The following is a 19,343-nucleotide window of genomic DNA, read 5'->3' on the forward strand; positions in this document are numbered from 1 at the left end:
GGAGAGGAACACCCCCCTCCCCGTGCTCTGTCCCCCCCCCCCCCCCCCCCCCCCCCCCCCCCCCCCCCCCCCCCCCCCCCCCCCCCCCCCCCCCCCCCCCCCCCCCCGCCCGTTGGCCAGGCCTTCTCGGCCGGAGCTACGAAACCACCGCGGCGTCCGGTGAGTTGGCGACCCGCTCGGTGCTCTCCTCGTCGCCGACGGCGATACCGCGCCGCTTGGAGACGTACACGGCCACGACGATCACCAGCAGCGCGAGGACCGCGATCCCGATCCGCACGCCGAGGTTCTTGTCGTCTCCGTAGGAGAACTTGATCACCGCGGGTGCGATGAGCAGCGAGACCAGGTTCATGACCTTCAGCAGCGGGTTGATCGCGGGTCCGGCGGTGTCCTTGAAGGGGTCGCCGACCGTGTCGCCGATCACCGTGGCCGCGTGGGCCTCGCTGCCCTTGCCGCCGTGGTGGCCGTCCTCCACCAGCTTCTTGGCGTTGTCCCAGGCGCCGCCGGAGTTGGCGAGGAACACCGCCATCAGCGTGCCCGCGCCGATCGCGCCGGCGAGGTAGGAGCCGAGCGCGCCGACGCCGAGCGTGAACCCGATGAAGATCGGCGCCATGACGGCGAGCAGACCGGGCGTGGCCAGCTCCCGCAGGGCGTCCTTGGTGCAGATGTCGACGACCCGCCCGTACTCGGGCTTCTCGGTGTAGTCCATGATCCCGGGGTGCTCGCGGAACTGTCGCCGTACCTCGAACACCACCGAACCCGCCGACCGCGACACCGCGTTGATGGCAAGTCCGGAGAAGAGGAAGACGACCGCGGCGCCCGCGATGAGGCCGACGAGGTTGTTGGGCTGCGAGATGTCCAGCGACAGGCTGAGCGGTGAGCCCGGACCGGTCAGCTTCGTCCCGACGTCCTGCACCCCGGTGGTGATCGCGTCGCGGTACGACCCGAACAGCGCCGACGCGGCGAGGACGGCGGTGGCGATCGCGATGCCCTTGGTGATGGCCTTGGTGGTGTTGCCGACCGCGTCCAGGTTGGTGAGCACCTGCGCGCCCGCGCCCTGGACGTCACCGGACATCTCGGCGATGCCCTGGGCGTTGTCGGACACCGGCCCGAAGGTGTCCATGGCGACGATCACCCCGACCGTGGTGAGCAGCCCGGTGCCGGCCAGCGCGACCGCGAACAGCGCCAGCATGATCGACGTACCGCCGAGCAGGAACGCGCCGTAGACGGACAGGCCGATCAGCAGGGCGGTGTAGACGGCCGACTCCAGGCCCACCGAGATGCCGGAGAGGACGACGGTGGCAGGGCCGGTCAGGGAGGTCTTGCCGATGTCCCGCACCGGGCGGCGGTTGGTCTCGGTGAAGTAGCCGGTCAGCTGCTGGATGACGGCGGCGAGCAGGATGCCGATGGCCACCGCGACCAGCGCGAGGAGGCGCGGATCACCGTCCTTGCCCTTGATCGCCGCGTCGGTGACGCCGTCGAGGCCGGCGTACGTCGACGGCAGGTAGACGAAGACCGCGATCGCGACCAGCGCCAGCGAGATCACCGCGGAGATGAAGAAACCCCGGTTGATCGCGGTCATGCCGCTGCGGTCGGCGCGGCGCGGGGCCACCGCGAAGATGCCGATCATCGCCGTGATCACGCCGATGGCGGGCACCAGCAGCGGGAAGGCCAGCCCGGAGTCGCCGAAGGCGGCCTTGCCGAGGATCAGCGCGGCCACCAGGGTCACCGCGTACGACTCGAAGAGGTCGGCCGCCATGCCGGCGCAGTCGCCGACGTTGTCGCCCACGTTGTCGGCGATGGTCGCGGCATTGCGCGGGTCGTCCTCCGGAATGCCCTGTTCGACCTTGCCGACCAGGTCGGCGCCGACGTCGGCGGCCTTGGTGAAGATGCCGCCGCCCACGCGCATGAACATCGCGATCAGGGCGGCGCCGAGGCCGAAGCCCTCCAGCACCTTCGGTGCGTCGGCGGCGTACACCAGCACCACACAGGAGGCGCCCAGCAGGCCGAGCCCCACCGTGAACATGCCGACGACGCCGCCCGTGCGAAATGCGATCTTCATCGCGGTGTGCGAGACGGTGGTGAGATCCTTTTCCGGTTCGCCTTCCGCCGGAGTGGCTTCCCGGGCCGCTGCGGCGACCCGCACATTGCTGCGTACGGCGAGCCACATGCCGATATAGCCGGTGGCCGCCGAGAACGCCGCTCCGATCAGGAAGAACACCGAGCGTCCGGCTCGTTGATTCCAGTCGTCCGCGGGCAGCAGCATGAGCAGGAAGAAGACCACGACGGCGAATACGCCGAGCGTGCGCAGCTGCCGGGCGAGATACGCCTTGGCGCCTTCCTGGACCGCCTCGGCGATCCGTTTCATGCTGTCGGTTCCCTCGCCCGCCGCCAGCACCTGACGCACCAGGATCCCCGCGACCACCAGAGCGGCCAGGGCGACGGCCGCGATGACGGCCACGATGATCCGGTTGTCGTCGGTCAGGACCGCGGCTGCGAGGGATGAGGGGTGACCCAACTGCTCTGGGGTAGAAAGCCCCGCCATTCGTCCTCCTTGACGCTTGGGCTGAGCTCAAGATGTGGACGGATTGTAGGTACCGCCGAGTGATCTAAACAGGGGACGGTAAACGGAATTGGCCTGCATGCACGGACAGCGAACCCGAAAGAGGTAATGCCTCAAAACCATTGACGGCCAGATGGGTGCTTGATCAAATTATCGGGATTTTGATCGTGAATTCCTTCACGAATTCCGCGGGCGGCCGGAAAACGCGACAGGGGCCCTGCTCAGGCAGGGCCCCTGTCGGTTCGGGCGAGGCGGTTCAGGCCAGTGCGGTGGCCGGTGGCGCGGTCGGCCAGGTCATGCGGATCAGGCCACCGTTCTGCCCGGTGGTGACCTCCACGTCGTCGACGAGGCCGCTGATGACCGCGAGGCCCATCTCGTCCTCCTCGACCTCCGCATCGCTGTCCTGAGCGCCGGGCGTGTCGCCGCCCGGAGCGGCGTGCGGGGCTTCGTCGCCGACCTCGATGGAGAACTGTTTCTCCTCTTCGATCAACGCCACCTTCACCGGTGCCGTGACGCCGCTGATCTGGTGCAGCCCGACGGCGCGGGAGCAGGCCTCGCCCACGGCGAGCCGCACCTCGTCCAGGACGGCCTCGTCCACTCCGGCCCTGCGCGCCACCGCTGCCGCCACCAGCCGGGCGGTGCGGACGTGCTCGGGCAGCGCGCTGAAGCGGAGTTCGACGGTGGCCATGCATCCCCCTCGCGACTACGGGCGTGCGGTCGGGGGCGGCCGCCGAGCGCCCGCACCCCTGGTGTACATCTGTGCCCCGGACCGGCGCGTCGGCACCGGCCCAGGACGGGACCGGCCGGCGTCCGACCCCCGGCAGGGGTCCGACGCCGGCGACCGGTCCGGGATCGGTCGGTGGCCGATCAGTCGGTGGCCGCCACCGCTTCCTCGACCGTGGTGTGGATCGGGAACACCTTGGTGAGGCCGGTGATACGGAAGATCTTGAGAATGCGCTCCTGGTTGCAGACCAGGCGCAGCGAGCCCTCATGGGCGCGCACCCGCTTCAGCCCGCCGACCAGGACGCCGAGCCCGGTGGAGTCGAGGAAGTCCACGCCCTCCATGTCGACGACGAGGTGGAAATTCCCGTCGTTCACCAGCTCGACCAGCTGCTCGCGCAGCTTGGGCGCGGTATATACGTCGATTTCGCCACCGACCTCGACGACCGTACGATCGCCGACGGTACGGGTCGACAGGGACAGGTCCACGGATCCTCCAGCACCTTGCTATCGAGCGGTCGCCCTAGGGCACTCGGCTTACGGCCCCCGGGACGCTTCGCCAGCCGCGATGGCATTCAATCACTTACGGGCGGGCGTGCACGACGCCTTGACTCCATTGTCCGTCACGCCAGTGACACACTCGGTGCCGATGGCCAAGAATCACCGATCCGATCGACCCCAGGCCCACGCGGCGTCCCGCCCGTCTCCGGGCACGGTCCTGGACCGGCTCGCCTCCGGGCCGAGCCGGGCTGCGCGCATCACTCATACGGAGCACTTGCCCCCGCGCGCGGGTCGCCATGCCGTCTGGCCTGACCGGATTCGGTCCGAGGTGATCGCGGCCGTACAGGCGTGCGGCATCGAGCACCCCTGGGCACACCAGGCACTGGCCGCGGAACACGCCCTGGACGGCGACTCGGTGGTCGTCGCCACCGGCACCGCCTCCGGCAAGTCCCTCGCCTACCTGATGCCCGTCCTGTCCACCCTCCTGGACGGTGCCGAGGCCCCGAACGGCCGCGGTGCCACCGCCCTCTACCTGGCCCCCACCAAGGCACTCGCGGCGGACCAGTGCCGGTCGGTGAAGGAACTTTCACAATCTCTCGGCACCTCGGTACGCCCAGCCGTGTACGACGGCGACACCCCGTTCGAGGAACGCGAGTGGATCCGCCAATACGCCAACTACGTCCTCACCAACCCCGACATGCTGCACCGCGGGATACTTCCCTCCCACCCGCGCTGGTCCTCCTTCCTGAAGTCCCTCCGGTACGTCGTCATCGACGAGTGCCACACCTACCGGGGCGTCTTCGGCTCCCACGTCGCCCAGGTGCTGCGCCGGCTGCGCCGCCTGTGCGCCCGCTACGGCTCCTCCCCCGTGTTCCTGCTGGCCTCGGCGACCGCCGCCGAGCCCGCGGTCGCCGCCCGCCGGCTGACCGGCCTGCCGGTCGTGGAGGTCGCCGACGACGCCTCCCCGCGCGGTGAGCTGGTCTTCGCCCTCTGGGAGCCCCCGCTCACCGAACTGCAGGGCGAGAAGGGCGCACCCGTACGGCGTACCGCCACCGCCGAGACCGCCGACCTGCTGACCGACCTGACCGTGCAGGGCGTGCGCTCGGTCGCCTTCGTCCGCTCCCGGCGCGGCGCCGAACTCATCTCGGTGATCGCCCAGGAGAGACTCGCCGAGGTCGACCGTTCCCTGGCCCGGCGTGTCGCGGCCTACCGCGGCGGCTACCTCCCCGAGGAGCGCCGCGCCCTGGAACGCGCCCTGCACTCCGGCGAACTCCTCGGCCTCGCCGCCACGACGGCCCTGGAGCTGGGCGTGGACGTCTCGGGCCTGGACGCGGTGGTCATCGCCGGCTACCCGGGCACGCGCGCGTCCCTGTGGCAGCAGGCGGGCCGCGCGGGCCGCTCCGGCCAGGGCGCCCTCGCGGTCCTCGTCGCCCGCGACGACCCGCTGGACACCTTCCTCGTCCATCATCCCGAGGCCCTGTTCGACCAACCGGTGGAATCGACCGTCCTCGACCCCGACAACCCCTACGTCCTCGCCCCGCACCTGTGCGCCGCCGCCGCGGAGCTGCCGCTGACCGAGGAGGACCTGGACCTCTTCGGCCCCGCCTGCGCGGACGTGCTGCCGCAGCTGGAGGCCGCGAAGCTGCTCCGCCGCCGTACGAAGGCCTGGCACTGGACCCGCCGGGAGCGGGCCGCCGACCTCACCGACATCCGCGGCGCTGGCGGCCGTCCGGTGCAGGTCGTCGAGGCCGGCACGGGCCGCCTGCTCGGCACCGTCGACGCGGGCGCCGCGCACTCCACGGTCCACGAGGGCGCCGTCCACCTGCACCAGGGCCGCACCTACCTGGTGCGCGCCCTGGACCTGGAGGACTCGGTCGCCCTGGTCGAACAGGCCGACCCGCCCTACTCGACGGTCGCCCGCGACACCACGGCGATCTCCATCCTGGAGACCGACACCGAGATCCCGTGGGGCGCCGGCCGTCTCTGCTACGGCTCCGTCGAGGTCACCAACCAGGTGGTCTCCTACCTCCGCAGACGCCTGATCACCGGCGAAGTGCTGGGCGAGACCAAACTCGACCTCCCTCCTCGTACGCTGCGCACCCGCGCGGTGTGGTGGACGGTCACCGAGGACCAGCTGGACGAGGCCCGGATCACCCCGGAGATCCTCGGCGGCTCCCTGCACGCCGCCGAGCACGCCTCCATCGGCATGCTGCCCCTCTTCGCGACCTGCGACCGCTGGGACATCGGCGGGGTCTCGATCCCCCTGCACCCCGACACCCTCCTCCCCACGGTCTTCGTCTACGACGGCCACCCCGGCGGGGCGGGCTTCGCCGAGCGCGCCTTCCACACCGCCCGCGCCTGGCTCACCGCCACCCGCGAGGCCATCGCCTCCTGCGAGTGCGACTCCGGCTGCCCGTCCTGCATCCAGTCCCCCAAGTGCGGCAACGGCAACGACCCCCTGCACAAGAGGGGCGCGGTACGACTCCTCACGGCACTGCTCCGGGGGGCACCGGAGGAGAAGCCGGCGGGGGGTGGGTGAGGAGGCGATTCGGAAGGGCCGGGTGAGGAGGGCCGCTCAGGGGCCTGGCTGCTCCGCACCGCCCGGCACGGGGACGGCAGGCGCGGCCGGTACGGCACGCGGTGGTACGAGCCCGGTCCCGTCCGACCCGCCAGGCGGCACCGGCCCCGGCGGACCCGCCCTCGCCCTGACCTCCGCCGCGAACGGCCCTCGCCCCGTGGCCGCCGTCACGTCCGAGGTGTCGCCCTCGATCGCGCACCGCACCAACCGCACCCCCTGTGCCGCCGCCAGCCGCCCGGCCCGGGCGCAGGCCGCCGCGCCGCCCTCGGCCCAGTGGTCCGCCGCCGCGAGGGCGGCCAGGTCGGCGCCGCCGGCCGCCCGGTGCCGTACGACGACGGCCTGCCCGAGAGCGACCACGGCACCGAACACCACGCACAGCACGGCGATCGCCCCCAGACTCCAGACGGTGGCGGATCCCCGGTCGAGGTCCTGCCGCCGCGGTCCCTCACGAACCCAGCCCCGCATCCTCACGTGCCCCTCCCGGCCCATCCACCGCCTCCCCTGCCCCGACCGTCTCCTCGGCCAGCGCCACAGCCTCCTCCCGTACCTCGAACGGCAGCCCGCTCAGCACCGGTGGCTTGGCCACCACCGTCACCCGGACCCGGTCGCCCTCGCGTACGACGGTCACCCGCGCTCCCCGCGGTGCCGCTTCCCGGGTCACCCTCACCACCGCGTCGGCCGGATCCTGACGGGCGGCGGCCCGGGCGCCCGCACGGGCCGCGTCCACGCACCTGATCTGTGCCGCCACCACGAGCAGCCCCCAGACCAGCGCCATCGTGAACGCCACCAGCACGGACAGCACCATGGCCGCCTCCGCGGTCACGAACCCCCGGTCCCCGCCTCGCTCACATCCGCGCACTGAGGGCCCTCTTCACGATGGCCTGCAGCTCCGCCTGGACCTGGCCGCTGTTGACGACCTTGTAGAGCAGCAACGCGAACGCGACGGCCGCGATGATCCCCATGGCGTACTCGGACGTCACCATTCCGGCGTCCTGGCGGCACGCCCCGCGCAACCGGACCGCCGCTTTCCTGATCTTGTTGAACATTTCAACCCCCGTGAGATTCTGGTCTGTTGTCGACTTCTCCGACGCTCACCTGACGTCCACGTGCACGTGCACGTCCACATCCGCTCTCGTCCGCCTCACCTCCCGCCCATCAGCCCGCCCGCCAGTCCGATCACGACGGGCAGCACGCCGACCGCGATGAACGCGGGCAGGAAGCAGAGGCCGACCGGCGCGGAGATCAGTACGGCCGCGCGGCGCGCCCGGACCGTCGCCGTACGAGCCCACTCCGCGCGCGCGTCCGACGCGAGACGGGTGACCGGGCCGGCCGCGGGCAGTCCGGACTCGTCGGCCCGCTCCAGCAGCCGCGCCAGCACGCCCGCACCGGGCAGCGCGGCCAAGTTCCGCCAGGCGTCCGCCGGTTCACCACCGAGCCGGACCTCCGCCGCGCCCCGCGCCAGCGCCTGTCCGACGGGTCCGCCGAGGGCCTCCCCGACCGCCTGGGCGGCGATCACCGGGCCGGCGCCGGCCGTGATGCAGGCGGCCAGCAGGTCGGCGGCGAGCGGGAGTTGGCGCGCGGCCTCGGCGGTGTCGATCGCCTCTTCCCGGCCGGCCGCCGAGTTCTGCCGACCCCGCCACCGTGCGAGCACGACACCGACGCCCAGCCCCAGCACGACCCCGGCGACTCCGCCGACCAGCACCCACACGCCACCCGCCGCGGCGGCCGGAGGCAGCCACCGCCGCACCGCGCCGGGGATCATCAACGGCACTCCGGCCGGGGACACTTCCAGTCCCAGCAGCTCGGCCACCCGGTGCCGCGCCCGCCGTCGCCGCCGCGCCAGCTCCAGCCGCCGTGCACCCCAGCCGAGGGCCAGCACCACGGCCGCCGTCATCCCCAGCCTGTGGATGACCTCCCCGCTCATACCGCCCGCCCCTCTCCCCGCCGTCCGGACCTCCGGACCGCTCGACGCATCACACCCACCTCGCTCACACCTCCTCCGCAGCCACTCCGCCTCACACCGCCTCCGCCCGCCGCACGATCCGCACCGCCCACCACATCCCGGCCGTCTCGAACACCGCGCCGGCCGTCAGACAGCCGAGGCCGGCCCCGCTGTGCAGCAGGACCCGCAGCGGGTCCGCGCCCATCGCCGTGCCGAGGAGCAGGCCTAGGGCGGGCAGCGCGGCGAGCAGCACCGCGGTGGCCCGGGCGCCCGACAACTGGGCGCGCAGGTCGGCCCGCTGGTCGCGCTCGGCACGCAGGGCCCCGTCCAGCCGGTCCAGACCGGCGGCGAGTCCGGCGCCCTGGTCCACGGCCACTCGCCAGCAGGCGGCGAGTCCGAGCAGGCCCTCGGCGCCCGGCTGCCGTGCCGCCGCGGCGAGCGCGCCGGGCACGTCTCCGCCGAACCGGGCCGCCGCCACCACGGCGGCCTGCGCGTCGCCGCACCCGCCGGAGTCCCGAGCGGCCCGCAGCAGCGCCTCCCCCGGCTGCCGTCCTGCCCGCACCTCTCCGGCGAGCGCCCCGCACAGGGCGATCACCGCGTCCGCCCGCCGCTCCCGGGCCTGCCGCGCCTGCCGCGCCAGCCGTACCCGGCGGAGCACCGGCACCCCGGCCGCCCCCGCGACGACCGGAATCACCGAGGCGCCCAGCACGGCGACCACCAGTCCGGCGACGAGCGCCCACCACTCGGCTCCCCACCGGCCGCACCGCCGCCGCAGTTCCGCGAGGGCCTCCTCCCAGACGGGCGACCCCGTCGCCACCACCCCGCCGCCGGCCAGCAGCAGCCGTGCCCGCCGCATCCCGTAGTGCCGCCCGCCCAGCAGCCAGACCAACGCACCGAGACAGACCAGCGCGGCCCCCATGGACGTCTCACCGATCACTTCCGTCACCTCTCCTGTCACTCCCGAACCTCATCTCGGACCCCACTCCGGACCTCACGCCCGCCCCTCACTCGCTTTCGAACCCCGCCGACCCGCCCAGCAGCTGCCGCAACCGCTCCCACCCCCGCTCCCGCGCGAAGGCCCGCTCGCCCCAGCGCAGCGCCGGTACCGTCCGCACCAGCCCGGTGGCGTCCCGCTCCAGCACATGGACCTCGGCGATCCGGCGCCGCCCGGACCGGTCCCGTACCAGGTGCACCACCACCGAGAGGGCGGCCGCCAACTGGCTGTGGAGCGCTGCCCGGTCCAGCCCGGCGGCCGTCGCCAGCGCCTCCAGCCGGGCCGGGACATCCGCGGCGGCGTTGGCGTGGACCGTGCAGCAGCCGCCCTCATGGCCGGTGTTGAGGGCCGCGAGCAGATGCACGACCTCGGGTCCGCGCACCTCGCCGACGACCAGCCGGTCCGGCCGCATCCGCAGCGCCTGCCGCACGAGGTCCTCCAGGGTGACCAGGCCGGCGCCCTCCTGGTTGGCGGGCCGGGTTTCCAGCCGGACGACGTGGGGATGGTCCGGCCTCAGCTCGGCCGAGTCCTCGGCGAGCACGATCCGCTCCCCCGGTCCGACGAGCCCGAGCAGGGCGCTCAGCAAGGTCGTCTTGCCGCATCCGGTGCCGCCGCTGACCAGGAAGGACAGCCGGGCCTCGAGCAGCGCCCGCAGGATCCGGTCGCCGCCGGGCGGCACCGTGCCGGCCGCGACGAGTTCCTCCAGGGTGAAGGCCCGGGGCCGTACCACCCGCAGGGCCAGGCAGGTGCAGCCGACGGCCACCGGGGGCAGCACCGCGTGCAGCCGGGTGCCGTCGGGCAGCCGGGCGTCCGCCCAGGGCCGGGCATCGTCCAGCCGGCGTCCGGCCACGGCGGCCAGCCGCTGCGCGAGACGTCGTACGGCCGCCGCGTCGGGGAAGGTCACCGGGGTCAGCTCCAGGCCGCCGCCCCGGTCCACCCACACCCGGTCCGGAGCGGAGACCAGGACGTCGGTGACGTCCGGGTCGGCGAGCAGCGGCTCCAGGGGGCCGGTGCCGACCAGCTCGGACCGCAGGTGTGCGGCCGCGCCGAGGATCTCCGCGTCGCCGAGCACCCGGCCCTGTTCGCGCAGCGCCTGGGCCACGCGCGCGGGGGTGGGTTCGGCGCCGCTCTCGGCGAGCCGGCGGCGGACGCCGTCGAGCAGGGCCGCGCCGTCGGCCCGGTCGAGTCCGGGCAGGGTCATCGGGTGCCTCCCGCCTCGACCAGCGCGCGCTCCCAGAAGTTCCCGCAGAAGCGGGCGAGCGGGCCGCGCCCGGCCGCGCCCGGGGGTTTCGCGCCGCCCCGCGGGCGCAGCAGCGCCGGTTCGACGGGCACCTCGCCGGCCAGCGGCAGGCCGAGCAGCCGGGCCACCTCATGGCCGTCCAGGCCGGGTGCGTACGGCCCGCGGACCGCCACCCGCAGATCGCGTACGACCATGCCGACGGCGGAGGCGACGCGTCCGGCGGCGGCGAGCGCCCGCAGTTCGGCCGGGACGACGAGCAGGGCGAGGTCGAGCTGGGCGAGGGCTTCGGCGACCCCGTCGTCGAGTCGGCGGGGCAGGTCGACCACGACCGTGCCGCCGCGCCGCCGGGCGGCGGCCAGCACCGCGCGGACCGCGGGAGCGGGAATGGCCACGCAGTCGCCGCGGTCCCAGCTGAGCAGGCGAAGGGAGTGCAGTTCGGGCAGCGACTCCTCCAGGGCACCGCCGCCGACCCGGCCGCGGGAGGCGGCGAAGGCGGGCCAGCGCAGTCCTTCGGCACTCTCGCCGCCGAGGAGGACGTCGAGTCCGCCGCCGAGCGGATCGGCGTCCACCAGGAGGGTGCGCAGTCCCTCACGCGCGGAGGTGACGGCGAGCGCGCACGCGAGCGTGGACGCGCCGGCGCCCCCGCGCCCGCCGATCACCCCGACGGTCAGGGCCGGGCGGCCGATTCCCTCGGCGACGTCGGCGATGCGGTCGACCAGCCATGCCTCGCCGTCGGGGAGCATCAGGACGTGGTCGGCGCCGATCTCGACGGCTCGTTTCCACACCCCTGAGTCGTCCTGGTCGCGGCCCACCAGCACCACACCGGGCCGGCGGGCGGCCCCGCGCACCCGGCGGGCGGCGTCGTCACCGATGAGCACGAGCGGGGCGGCCGTCCAGCCGTCGCCGGATTCCGGTACGCCGTGATGGACCTCGGGGGTCGCGCCCGCCGCCGCGCACAGGCGCAGCAGATCGTCCAGGAGTACGGCGTCCTCGGTGACGATGAGCGGCCGTCCGGGCCGCTCCGCGGAGCCGGGCGGCGGGTCGTGGGTGACGGTTCCGGTCACGGGTGTTCCCCCTTCGCTGCGCGGGCCGCGCAGCCCCTGCGGCCACGCGATTCCCAAAGGTGTGAAGAACCGGCAAGCGGCCTCCATATGAACGGCCGATAGGAACCGGCCATACGCGCTCCGGCAATCGGAACCGGCCATGAACTCGCCGCGGCGGGAGTGCGCTGGAATCACGGTCCAGCGATCCGCGAAATGATGTGGATCTTGGTGGAAAACTGTGGACAACCCAGGCCCTGTGAATATCTCCGTCACCCATACCGGTGACCCCTGTACTGATCCGTGTGCGACTTCCACAGCGCAGCCTGATGATTACCCTCAGTAACAGATCATGGGCATGGCGAAGGCGCGGACACGGCGGCGCGCTGCCGGCCGTACGACCGCGTGAAGGAAGGGGAGAAGCGGAAAAACCCACCCGGACATGCGACGACCCCCGCCGGGGGGGAGAGCGGGGGTCGTCCCCACGGCCGACTCGGGGGGGGGAGGAGTCGGACCGGGTTAGCACGGTCGCGAACGATCCGTGACTTCCATGGTGTACCCGAGAGCCCTCTCAGGCAAACCCACGCGCCCCACCTTACGCCGAATGGTGGGCGCCTATGCTCTGGGGCGTGGAAAACCACTCCTTGCCCCGCGCAGCGGCCTTCTTTGACCTGGACAAGACGGTCATTGCGAAGTCGAGCACCCTCACCTTCAGCAAGTCCTTCTACCAAGGCGGGCTGATCAACCGCAGGGCCGCGCTGCGGACCGCATACGCCCAGTTCGTCTTCCTGGCCGGCGGCCTGGACCACGACCAGATGGAGCGGATGCGTGAGTATCTCTCCGCAATGTGCCGTGGCTGGAACGTCCAGCAGGTGCGGGAGATCGTCGCCGAGACCCTGCACGAGCTGATCGACCCGATCATCTACGACGAGGCCGCCTCCCTCATCGAGGAGCACCACGCGGCCGGCCGGGACGTGGTGATCGTGTCCACCTCGGGCGCGGAGGTGGTCGAGCCGATCGGCGAGCTGCTGGGCGCGGACCGAGTGGTCGCCACCCGCATGGTCGTCGGCGAGGACGGCTGCTTCACCGGAGAGGTGGAGTACTACGCCTACGGCCCGACCAAGGCAGAGGCCGTCAGGGAGCTGGCCGCGTCCGAGGGCTACGACCTCGACCGCTGCTACGCCTACAGCGACTCGGCGACCGACCTGCCGATGCTCCAGGCCGTCGGGCACCCGCACGCCGTGAACCCGGACCGCGCGCTGCGCCGCGAGGCAGTCGCGCGCGGCTGGCCGGTCCTGGCCTTCCGCCACCCGGTTCCGCTCAAAAAGCGGCTGCCCACCTTCTCCGTCCCGCCGCGCCCGGCCCTGGTCGCGGCGGCGGCCGTAGGAGCGGCGGCGGCGACCGCCGGCCTCGTCTGGTTCACCAGCCGGCGCCGCGGCACCGCCTGAACGACGCCGGTTTCACCCCGTTTGAACCTGAAAGTAAAGAAGTGTGGGCTGGGGTTCCGCTTACTCCCGGCTCGCGGTACAAAGAACGTAGGCCCGCGAGACCAAAGGACATCCGAGAGGATCCCCTACCACTACGCACTTGGCCCCACGGACCCCGCATGAACACCGGGCACCCACGCGACGTCGACCCGTCGATTACGGGCCAGCCGCACCAGGTGACGGGCAAAGTACCCCGACCTGATGGGCGACATATCGAGGACGCTTGGTAACTCGGTGAGCATGCCAGCGGCGGTACGAGAACTCGTACCGCCGCAACCCTTTTCCGGGGCTCCGCTTTCCGGGGGTCATGCCCTCCGGACGCCCTCTCAGGCCGCGCCGCGCTGCAGCGCCTCGCACACCGCGGTCGACTCCCGTACACCCAGCTCCACCGCCCGGCCGCAGTGGGCGATCCAGGCCGCCATGCCCTCGGGGGTGCCCGAGACGTAGCCGTCCAGAGCAGCCAGGTACGCGGCGCGGCCCAGTTCGGCGTGGCCGACCTCGGCCGGACAGATCGCCTTCGGGTCCAGGCCGCTGCCGATCAGCACGATCCGCTCGGCCGCGCGCGCGACCAGGCCGTTGCAGGACGTGAAGGGACGCAGCGCGAGCAGTTCGCCGTGGACCACGGCGGCCGTCACCAGCGCGGGCGCGGACGTACCGGCGATGATCAGGTCCGCCAGCCCCTCCAGCCGGCCCGAGACCTCCTCGGCCTCCGGCAGCGGCAGCTCGATCAGCGGCTCGTCCACCGGCTCGCCGGCCTGGCGCGGCCTGCCGACCTGGTCCTCCCCGCTCGCGGCGGCCACCAGGTGCAGCCGGGCCAGCACCCGCAGCGGCGACTGGCGCCAGATGGACAGCAGCTGCCCCGCCTCGGCGCCGAGCCGCAGGGCCGCGCCCACGACACGGGCCTCGGGGTCGGCGCCGAAGTCGGTGCGCCGGCGCACCTCTTCCAGGGCCCAGTCCGCGCCGGACAGCGCCGCCGAGCCGCGGGCGCCGCGCAGGGCCGCCTCGGAGGTGATCGCGTTGCTGCGGCGCCGCATGATCCGGTGCCCGTAGACCCGGTCCACGGCCTTGCGCACGGACTCAACGGACTCGGCCACGCCGGGCAGCGAGCCCAGAGCAGCGAGAGGGTCGGCGGTCGCGCCTGTCGTACTCATGAGTACGACACTACGCACCCCACCGGCCGACCCCACGAAGGAGTGGTCTTCTTCACGTTCGCGTGACACGTACAGCTATGAGGCGACTACGCTTGGTGAACATGAAAATTGCTTTCGTTGGGAAGGGCGGCAGCGGCAAGACCACGCTCTCCTCCCTCTTCATCCGCCACCTCGCGGCCGCGGGCGCCCCGGTGGTCGCCATCGACGCGGACATCAACCAGCACCTCGGCCCCGCGCTCGGCCTCGGCGAGGAGGAGGCGGCGGCGCTGCCCGCGATGGGCGAACAGCTCCCGCTGATCAAGGACTACCTGCGCGGCAGCAACCCGCGCATCGCCTCGGCCGCGACGATGATCAAGACCACTCCGCCCGGCGAGGGCTCACGACTGGTCCGGGTGCGCGAGCCCAACCCGGTCTACGACGCCTGCGCGCGCCCGGTGGAACTCGACGGCGGCGCCGTCCGTTTGATGGTCACGGGCCCCTTCACGGACGCCGACCTGGGGGTCGCCTGCTACCACTCCAAGACGGGAGCGGTGGAGCTGTTCCTGAACCACCTCGTCGACGGCCCCGACGAGTACGTGGTGGTCGACATGACGGCCGGTTCGGACTCCTTCGCCTCCGGCATGTTCACCCGCTTCGACATGACGTTCCTCGTCGCCGAGCCGACCCGGAAGGGGGTCTCCGTCTATCGCCAGTACAAGGAGTACGCCCGCGACTTCGGCGTGGCCCTGCAGGTCGTCGGCAACAAGATCCAGGAGCCGGACGACATCGACTTCCTGCGCGCGGAGGTCGGCGACGACCTGCTCGTGACGGTCGGGCGCTCGGACTGGGTGCGCGCCATGGAGAAGGGCCGCCCGCCCCGGTTCGACCTTCTGGAGGAGGTCAATGCCCGCGCTCTGGAGACGCTCCGGGCCACCGTCGACGCCACCTACGAGCGGCGGGACTGGGAGCGGTACACCCGCCAGATGGTGCACTTCCACCTGAAGAACGCCGAGTCCTGGGGCAACGAGCGCACCGGGGCCGACCTGGCGGCGCAGGTCGACCCCCACTTCGTGCTCGGGGAAAGCGTGGCGGCGCCGGTCTGACGCCCGCCCGGCGCCGGCGCCCAAGGCCGGACTGCCGCCGGTCCGACGCCTACGCCTTGTCCGCCGGCGCCCCTGGCACGCCCTTGGGCGCCGGAGCCGGACGGCCGGACAGGAAGGACGCCCAGCCCTGCCGGGGCGCCTCGCCGACCTCCAGGGTGCGCAGCTTCGCCAGGGTCTGGGGGTCCTGGGCGTCCAGCCAGTCGGCCAGCCGGCGGAAGGAGACACAGCGCACCTCGGGCTTGGTGCACACCTCCTTCACCACCTCTTCGACGGCGCGCATGTAGGTGCCGCCGTTCCAGGACTCGAAGTGGTTGCCGATGATCAGAGGCGCGCGGTTGCCGTCGTAGGCGCGGTAGAAGCCCTTGAGAAGGCCGTCGCGCATCTGGTCTCCCCAGTAGTCGAACTTGTCGGGGTCGCCCTGGGTCTCGGTGCCGGACTGGTTGACCATGAAGTTGTAGTCCATGGTCAGCTGCTCATAGGTGTGGCCCGGGAAGGGCACCAGCTGCATCGACAGGTCCCACAGGCCCTCCTTCTTCTTGGGCCACACCTGGTCGTTGACCCCGCTGGAGTCGTAGCGGAAGCCGAGCCGGCGGGCGGCCTTCACGAAGTTCTTCCGCCCCTCCAGGCAGGGGGTGCGGGCGCCGATCAGCTCCTTGTCGTAGTCGAAGGGCAGCGGTGCCGCCTGCTTCATGCCGGTGTTGGTCTTCCAGGACTTCACGAACTTCTTGGCCTGGGCGACCTCGCTCTCCCACTCGTCCACCGACCAGGTGCCGACCCCGCCGTCGGGCCCGCAGAAGTGTCCGTTGAAGTGGGTGCCGATCTCGTTGCCCTCCAACCAGGCCAGCCGTACCTGCTTCAGGGTGTCGGTGATCCCCTGCTCGTCGTTGAATCCGATGTCGGAACTGCCCGGGTCGTGCTGGGGCGGCTTGTACAGGTCGCGCTTCTCCTTCGGCAGCATGTACACGCCGCTGAGGAAGTACGTCATCGTCGCGTTGTTCTCCTTGGCGACCTGACGGAAGTGCGAGAACAGCTTCTGGCTGTCCTCGCCCGCGCCGTCCCACGAGAACACGACGAACTGCGGGGGCTTCTGACCGGGGCTCAGGCGCTCCGGCCTGGGCAGATGCGGCTGGGATCCGGTGTACGCGGTGGATCCGTCGCCGATCAGTCGCAGCACGCTGCCCGGCGCCGGCGCCCCCTGGTCCGGGCCGGGCGCCCCTTCCTTCGTGCCGCTGGAGTCGGTCGCGCAACCGGCGAGCGACGCCGCACAGGCCGCGGCGACCATGGCGCCGACGGCGATCCTCTGGGTGGCGGCCATGTTCCGCCCACCTTCTTCCTTCTCTCAGGCACACACTGACGAGGTCCGTTCTGTGGTGAAACGCCGGGCTTGCACCGGCAGCGCGGCCAAGGTCCCACGGGACCGAGAAGGAATTAGTACGACAAGCCGATGAAAGGATCGGTTCACCCCAGTGAGCGATCATCTGCCCCGTTTGCCCCGAAAAGTTATGCTCTAGCTTTACTTGGCATTACGGTTCTTTTACCGATCGTTGATCCATCCCGCCGCTGCACGCCGTGACCCACGGCCGCGACCGAGCCCGCCCATCGCCGCGGGTCCCACCCAGTCCGCGACCGCGCCGCCCCGGAGGAGACGGGAACATGTCAGCCTGCGCACCCCCTCACATCCAGCAGCCCCACCCACCGCACAGCCCCGCGCCCGCGCGCCGCCGCTTCCCCGTAGCGGGCGCCGACGTGTCCGCGGCCATCGCGGTCTTCCTGATCGCCCTGCCCCTGTCCCTCGGCATCGCCCTGGCCACCGGCGCCCCGCTCCAGGCCGGACTCGTCGCCGCCGCGGTCGGCGGAATCGTGGCCGGCCGACTGGGCGGCTGCCCGCTCCAGGTCAGCGGGCCGGCCGCCGGACTCACCGTGGTCACCGCCGACCTGATCCACCGTTACGGCTGGCGGGCGACCTGCGGCATCACCGTCCTCGCCGGCCTCGCCCAGCTCGGCCTCGGCTGCCTGCGGGTGGCGCGCGGCGCGCTCGCGGTGAGCCCGGCCGTGGTGCACGGCATGCTCGCCGGCATCGGCATCACCATCGCCGTCGCCCAGCTGCACATCGTGCTCGGCGGCAGCCCCGACAGCTCCGTCCTCGCCAATCTGCGGGACCTCCCCGCCCAGTTGGCCGACCTGCACCCGGCCGCCGTGTCGATGAGCGCGCTCACCCTGGTCCTGCTGCTGGCCTGGCCGCGCCTGCCCGGCCGCGCCGGCCGGCAGCTGCGCAGGGTGCCGGCCGCCCTGGTCGCCGTCACCGGAGCCGCCGCGACCGCCGCCCTGGCCGGCCTGGCCCTGCCCCGGGTCGAGCTGCCCTCCTGGCACAGCCACGCCCTGGCCGGGCTGCCCGAGGGTCCGGCGCTCGGCGTCGCGGCCGCCGTGCTCACCACGACCCTGGTGTGCAGCGTGCAGTCGCTGCTCGGCGCGGTGGCCGTGGACAAGCTGGTCGCCGCCCGCCCCGGCCCGCAGCCCCACCTCGGCCGCTCCGACCTGGACCGCGAACTGCTCGGCCAGGGCGCCGCCAACATCGTCTCCGGAGCCCTCGGCGGACTGCCGATCGCGGGGGTGGCCGTGCGCAGTACCGCGAATGTGAATTCAGGTGCGGTCAGCCGGAACTCCACGATGCTGCACGGCGTTCTCGTAGTAGTCGCCGCGCTGCTGATGGTCCCGATCCTGGAGGAGATCCCGCTCGCCTCCCTCGCCGCCCTGGTGATGGCCGTCGGCATCCAGATGGTGTCCCTGCACCACATCCGCACGGTGACGCGCCACCGCGAAGTGCCGGTCTACGCCGCGACCACACTCGGCGTGGTGCTCCTCGGCGTCCTGCAGGGCGTACTGCTCGGCGTCGCCGTGGCGGTCGCCCTCGCCCTGCACCGCCTCGCCCGCACCCGTATCACCCACGAAGAGAAGGAAGGAGTCCATCACGTACGTGTCCGAGGTCAGCTGACATTCCTCGCGGTGCCCCGGCTCAGCAGAGCCCTGCATCTCGTACCCCAAGGCGCCCATGCTGTCGTGGAGTTGGACGGTTCGTTCATGGACCACGCGGCGTACGAGTCACTGCAGGACTGGCGCAGTGCCCACACCGCGCGGGGAGGCACGGCCGAGCTGACGGGCCGGCGCGGCGGAATCCGGACCGCCGAGCGGGCCCCGGCCACCGGGTGCAGGTGCCGACCCTGGACCCCCTGGCGCAACCACCAGTCCTGCTTCGCCGCGGCCCCCGCCGCCCCGGCGGGCCAGGAGGCCGGCCACGAACTGGCCCGTGGCATCAGCTCGTTCCAGCGGAACACCGCGCCGCTGGTGCGGGAGGAGCTGGCGCGGCTCGCCCGGGAGGGCCAGCGCCCGTCCCAGCTCTTCCTCACCTGCGCCGACTCCCGGCTCGTCACATCGATGATCACCGCCAGCGGCCCCGGCGATCTGTTCGTCGTCCGCAACGTCGGCAACCTGGTGCCGCCGCCGGACGAGGAGCACGGCGACGACTCGGTGGCCGCCGCCATCGAGTACGCGGTGGAGGTGCTCGGGGTGCGCTCCATCACGGTGTGCGGGCACTCCGGGTGCGGGGCGATGCAGGCGCTGCTGGCCGGCGGGGCCGGTCAGGGGGCGGCCCCGCTGCGGCGGTGGCTGCGGCACGGGCTGCCGAGTCTGGCCCGGATGGCCGGCGACGGCCGGGGCGGGCCCCGGCTGGCCGGGCGGGACCCCGCGGACGCGGTGGAGCTGCTGTGCCTGACCAATGTGGTCCAGCAGCTGGAGCACCTGCGGGCGCACCCGCCGGTCGCCCGGGCGCTGGCCAAGGGCGAGTTGGAGCTGCACGGCATGTATTTCCACGTGGGCGAGGCACAGGCGTACCTGCTCGCACGAACGGAAGGAGGAACGGTGTTCGAGGACGTCACGGAAGGCGCCGGCGGAGGCGTTGACGGAGGTGAGGAGGCACACGGGCGGGCGCGGGCGGCAAGTCCCGGACAGGTCTAAACCAATTTTTCCGTCGACCCTTGTCATCCGCCCCCCG

At 72.5% G+C, this 19,343-nt stretch carries 16 protein-coding genes; 4 read left to right on the forward strand and 12 right to left on the reverse strand.

Annotated elements, in window-relative coordinates; all coding sequences use genetic code 11:
• Window positions 1–136: 136 nt before the first annotated feature.
• From ACZ4U1_RS36225 to bldG, 3 genes are all read right to left on the reverse strand, one after another.
• The gene (locus ACZ4U1_RS36225; RefSeq protein ID WP_467908415.1) at window positions 137–2,542 is read right to left on the reverse strand and encodes a sodium-translocating pyrophosphatase; all 2,406 of its coding nucleotides are present in this window, start codon (window positions 2,540–2,542) and stop codon (window positions 137–139) included.
• Window positions 2,543–2,816: 274 nt separating this feature from the next.
• Window positions 2,817–3,248: an ATP-binding protein gene (locus ACZ4U1_RS36230; RefSeq protein ID WP_467908416.1), complete on the reverse strand. Its 432-nt coding sequence runs from the start codon at window positions 3,246–3,248 to the stop codon at window positions 2,817–2,819.
• 179 nt (window positions 3,249–3,427) lie between these two features.
• On the reverse strand, window positions 3,428–3,769 hold the full coding sequence (bldG, locus tag ACZ4U1_RS36235) for an anti-sigma factor antagonist BldG (protein WP_014674042.1): 342 nt from the start codon (window positions 3,767–3,769) through the stop codon (window positions 3,428–3,430).
• A 79-nt stretch (window positions 3,770–3,848) separates the two neighbouring features.
• Here bldG and ACZ4U1_RS36240 point away from each other — a divergent pair, with 79 nt between their 5' ends.
• Window positions 3,849–6,320, forward strand: coding sequence for a DEAD/DEAH box helicase (locus tag ACZ4U1_RS36240; protein WP_467908417.1), 2,472 nt, complete (start codon window positions 3,849–3,851; stop codon window positions 6,318–6,320).
• 36 nt (window positions 6,321–6,356) lie between these two features.
• Here the strand turns inward: ACZ4U1_RS36240 and ACZ4U1_RS36245 are convergent, their stop codons facing one another.
• The 7 genes from ACZ4U1_RS36245 to ssd form a co-directional block, all read right to left on the reverse strand.
• The gene (locus ACZ4U1_RS36245; RefSeq protein ID WP_467908418.1) at window positions 6,357–6,824 is read right to left on the reverse strand and encodes an Rv3654c family TadE-like protein; all 468 of its coding nucleotides are present in this window, start codon (window positions 6,822–6,824) and stop codon (window positions 6,357–6,359) included.
• Window positions 6,805–7,182 (reverse strand): TadE family type IV pilus minor pilin, encoded by a 378-nt coding sequence (locus ACZ4U1_RS36250; protein ID WP_467908419.1) that lies wholly within the window; start codon window positions 7,180–7,182, stop codon window positions 6,805–6,807. Before ACZ4U1_RS36250 ends, ACZ4U1_RS36245 begins: the two co-directional genes overlap by 20 nt.
• 22 nt (window positions 7,183–7,204) lie before the next feature.
• Window positions 7,205–7,405, reverse strand: a complete 201-nt coding sequence (locus ACZ4U1_RS36255; RefSeq protein ID WP_467908420.1) for a DUF4244 domain-containing protein — start codon at window positions 7,403–7,405, stop codon at window positions 7,205–7,207.
• A 95-nt stretch (window positions 7,406–7,500) separates the two neighbouring features.
• Window positions 7,501–8,283, reverse strand: coding sequence for a type II secretion system F family protein (locus ACZ4U1_RS36260; protein WP_467908421.1), 783 nt, complete (start codon window positions 8,281–8,283; stop codon window positions 7,501–7,503).
• A 91-nt stretch (window positions 8,284–8,374) separates the two neighbouring features.
• Complete coding sequence (locus ACZ4U1_RS36265; protein ID WP_467908448.1) at window positions 8,375–9,220, reverse strand: type II secretion system F family protein; 846 nt, start codon at window positions 9,218–9,220, stop codon at window positions 8,375–8,377.
• Between the two features lie 85 nt (window positions 9,221–9,305).
• Window positions 9,306–10,496 (reverse strand): TadA family conjugal transfer-associated ATPase, encoded by a 1,191-nt coding sequence (locus tag ACZ4U1_RS36270; protein WP_467908422.1) that lies wholly within the window; start codon window positions 10,494–10,496, stop codon window positions 9,306–9,308.
• Window positions 10,493–11,599, reverse strand: coding sequence for a septum site-determining protein Ssd (gene ssd, locus ACZ4U1_RS36275; RefSeq protein WP_467908423.1), 1,107 nt, complete (start codon window positions 11,597–11,599; stop codon window positions 10,493–10,495). Before ssd ends, ACZ4U1_RS36270 begins: the two co-directional genes overlap by 4 nt.
• A 593-nt stretch (window positions 11,600–12,192) precedes the next feature.
• On the opposite strand from ssd, the gene ACZ4U1_RS36280 reads away from it, so the two are divergent.
• Window positions 12,193–13,023, forward strand: coding sequence for an HAD family hydrolase (locus tag ACZ4U1_RS36280; RefSeq protein WP_467908424.1), 831 nt, complete (start codon window positions 12,193–12,195; stop codon window positions 13,021–13,023).
• Between the two features lie 365 nt (window positions 13,024–13,388).
• Here ACZ4U1_RS36280 and ACZ4U1_RS36285 read toward each other — a convergent pair whose 3' ends face one another.
• A complete protein-coding gene (locus ACZ4U1_RS36285; RefSeq protein ID WP_467908425.1) occupies window positions 13,389–14,213 on the reverse strand; it encodes a Fic family protein in 825 nt (274 codons plus the stop codon).
• 101 nt (window positions 14,214–14,314) lie between these two features.
• Here ACZ4U1_RS36285 and ACZ4U1_RS36290 point away from each other — a divergent pair, with 101 nt between their 5' ends.
• A complete protein-coding gene (locus ACZ4U1_RS36290) occupies window positions 14,315–15,295 on the forward strand; it encodes an ATP-binding protein (RefSeq protein WP_467908426.1) in 981 nt (326 codons plus the stop codon).
• A gap of 49 nt (window positions 15,296–15,344) precedes the next feature.
• On the opposite strand, the gene ACZ4U1_RS36295 is transcribed toward ACZ4U1_RS36290, so the two are convergent.
• Entirely contained in the window at window positions 15,345–16,610 is a 1,266-nt protein-coding gene (locus ACZ4U1_RS36295) for a polysaccharide deacetylase family protein (protein ID WP_467908427.1), read from the reverse strand.
• 338 nt (window positions 16,611–16,948) lie between these two features.
• On the opposite strand from ACZ4U1_RS36295, the gene ACZ4U1_RS36300 reads away from it, so the two are divergent.
• Entirely contained in the window at window positions 16,949–19,306 is a 2,358-nt protein-coding gene (locus ACZ4U1_RS36300; protein WP_467908428.1) for a SulP family inorganic anion transporter, read from the forward strand.
• The last annotated feature ends 37 nt before the right edge of the window (window positions 19,307–19,343 follow it).

This window comes from Streptomyces sp. NPDC028928 (genome assembly GCF_055564915.1).

What these genes read in the sequence shown, in the direction of transcription:
- ACZ4U1_RS36225 (WP_467908415.1), bottom strand. Translation starts at nt 2,542, where the DNA reads ATGGCGGGGCTTTCTACCCCAGAGCAGTTGGGTCACCCCTCATCCCTC.
- ACZ4U1_RS36230 (WP_467908416.1), bottom strand. Translation starts at nt 3,248, where the DNA reads ATGGCCACCGTCGAACTCCGCTTCAGCGCGCTGCCCGAGCACGTCCGC.
- ACZ4U1_RS36240 (WP_467908417.1), top strand. Translation starts at nt 3,849, where the DNA reads ATGGCATTCAATCACTTACGGGCGGGCGTGCACGACGCCTTGACTCCA.
- ACZ4U1_RS36245 (WP_467908418.1), bottom strand. Translation starts at nt 6,824, where the DNA reads ATGCGGGGCTGGGTTCGTGAGGGACCGCGGCGGCAGGACCTCGACCGG.
- ACZ4U1_RS36255 (WP_467908420.1), bottom strand. Translation starts at nt 7,405, where the DNA reads ATGTTCAACAAGATCAGGAAAGCGGCGGTCCGGTTGCGCGGGGCGTGC.
- ACZ4U1_RS36260 (WP_467908421.1), bottom strand. Translation starts at nt 8,283, where the DNA reads ATGAGCGGGGAGGTCATCCACAGGCTGGGGATGACGGCGGCCGTGGTG.
- ACZ4U1_RS36265 (WP_467908448.1), bottom strand. Translation starts at nt 9,220, where the DNA reads ATGGGGGCCGCGCTGGTCTGTCTCGGTGCGTTGGTCTGGCTGCTGGGC.
- ACZ4U1_RS36270 (WP_467908422.1), bottom strand. Translation starts at nt 10,496, where the DNA reads ATGACCCTGCCCGGACTCGACCGGGCCGACGGCGCGGCCCTGCTCGAC.
- ACZ4U1_RS36280 (WP_467908424.1), top strand. Translation starts at nt 12,193, where the DNA reads ATGCTCTGGGGCGTGGAAAACCACTCCTTGCCCCGCGCAGCGGCCTTC.
- ACZ4U1_RS36285 (WP_467908425.1), bottom strand. Translation starts at nt 14,213, where the DNA reads ATGAGTACGACAGGCGCGACCGCCGACCCTCTCGCTGCTCTGGGCTCG.
- ACZ4U1_RS36290 (WP_467908426.1), top strand. Translation starts at nt 14,315, where the DNA reads ATGAAAATTGCTTTCGTTGGGAAGGGCGGCAGCGGCAAGACCACGCTC.
- ACZ4U1_RS36295 (WP_467908427.1), bottom strand. Translation starts at nt 16,610, where the DNA reads ATGGCCGCCACCCAGAGGATCGCCGTCGGCGCCATGGTCGCCGCGGCC.
- ACZ4U1_RS36300 (WP_467908428.1), top strand. Translation starts at nt 16,949, where the DNA reads ATGTCAGCCTGCGCACCCCCTCACATCCAGCAGCCCCACCCACCGCAC.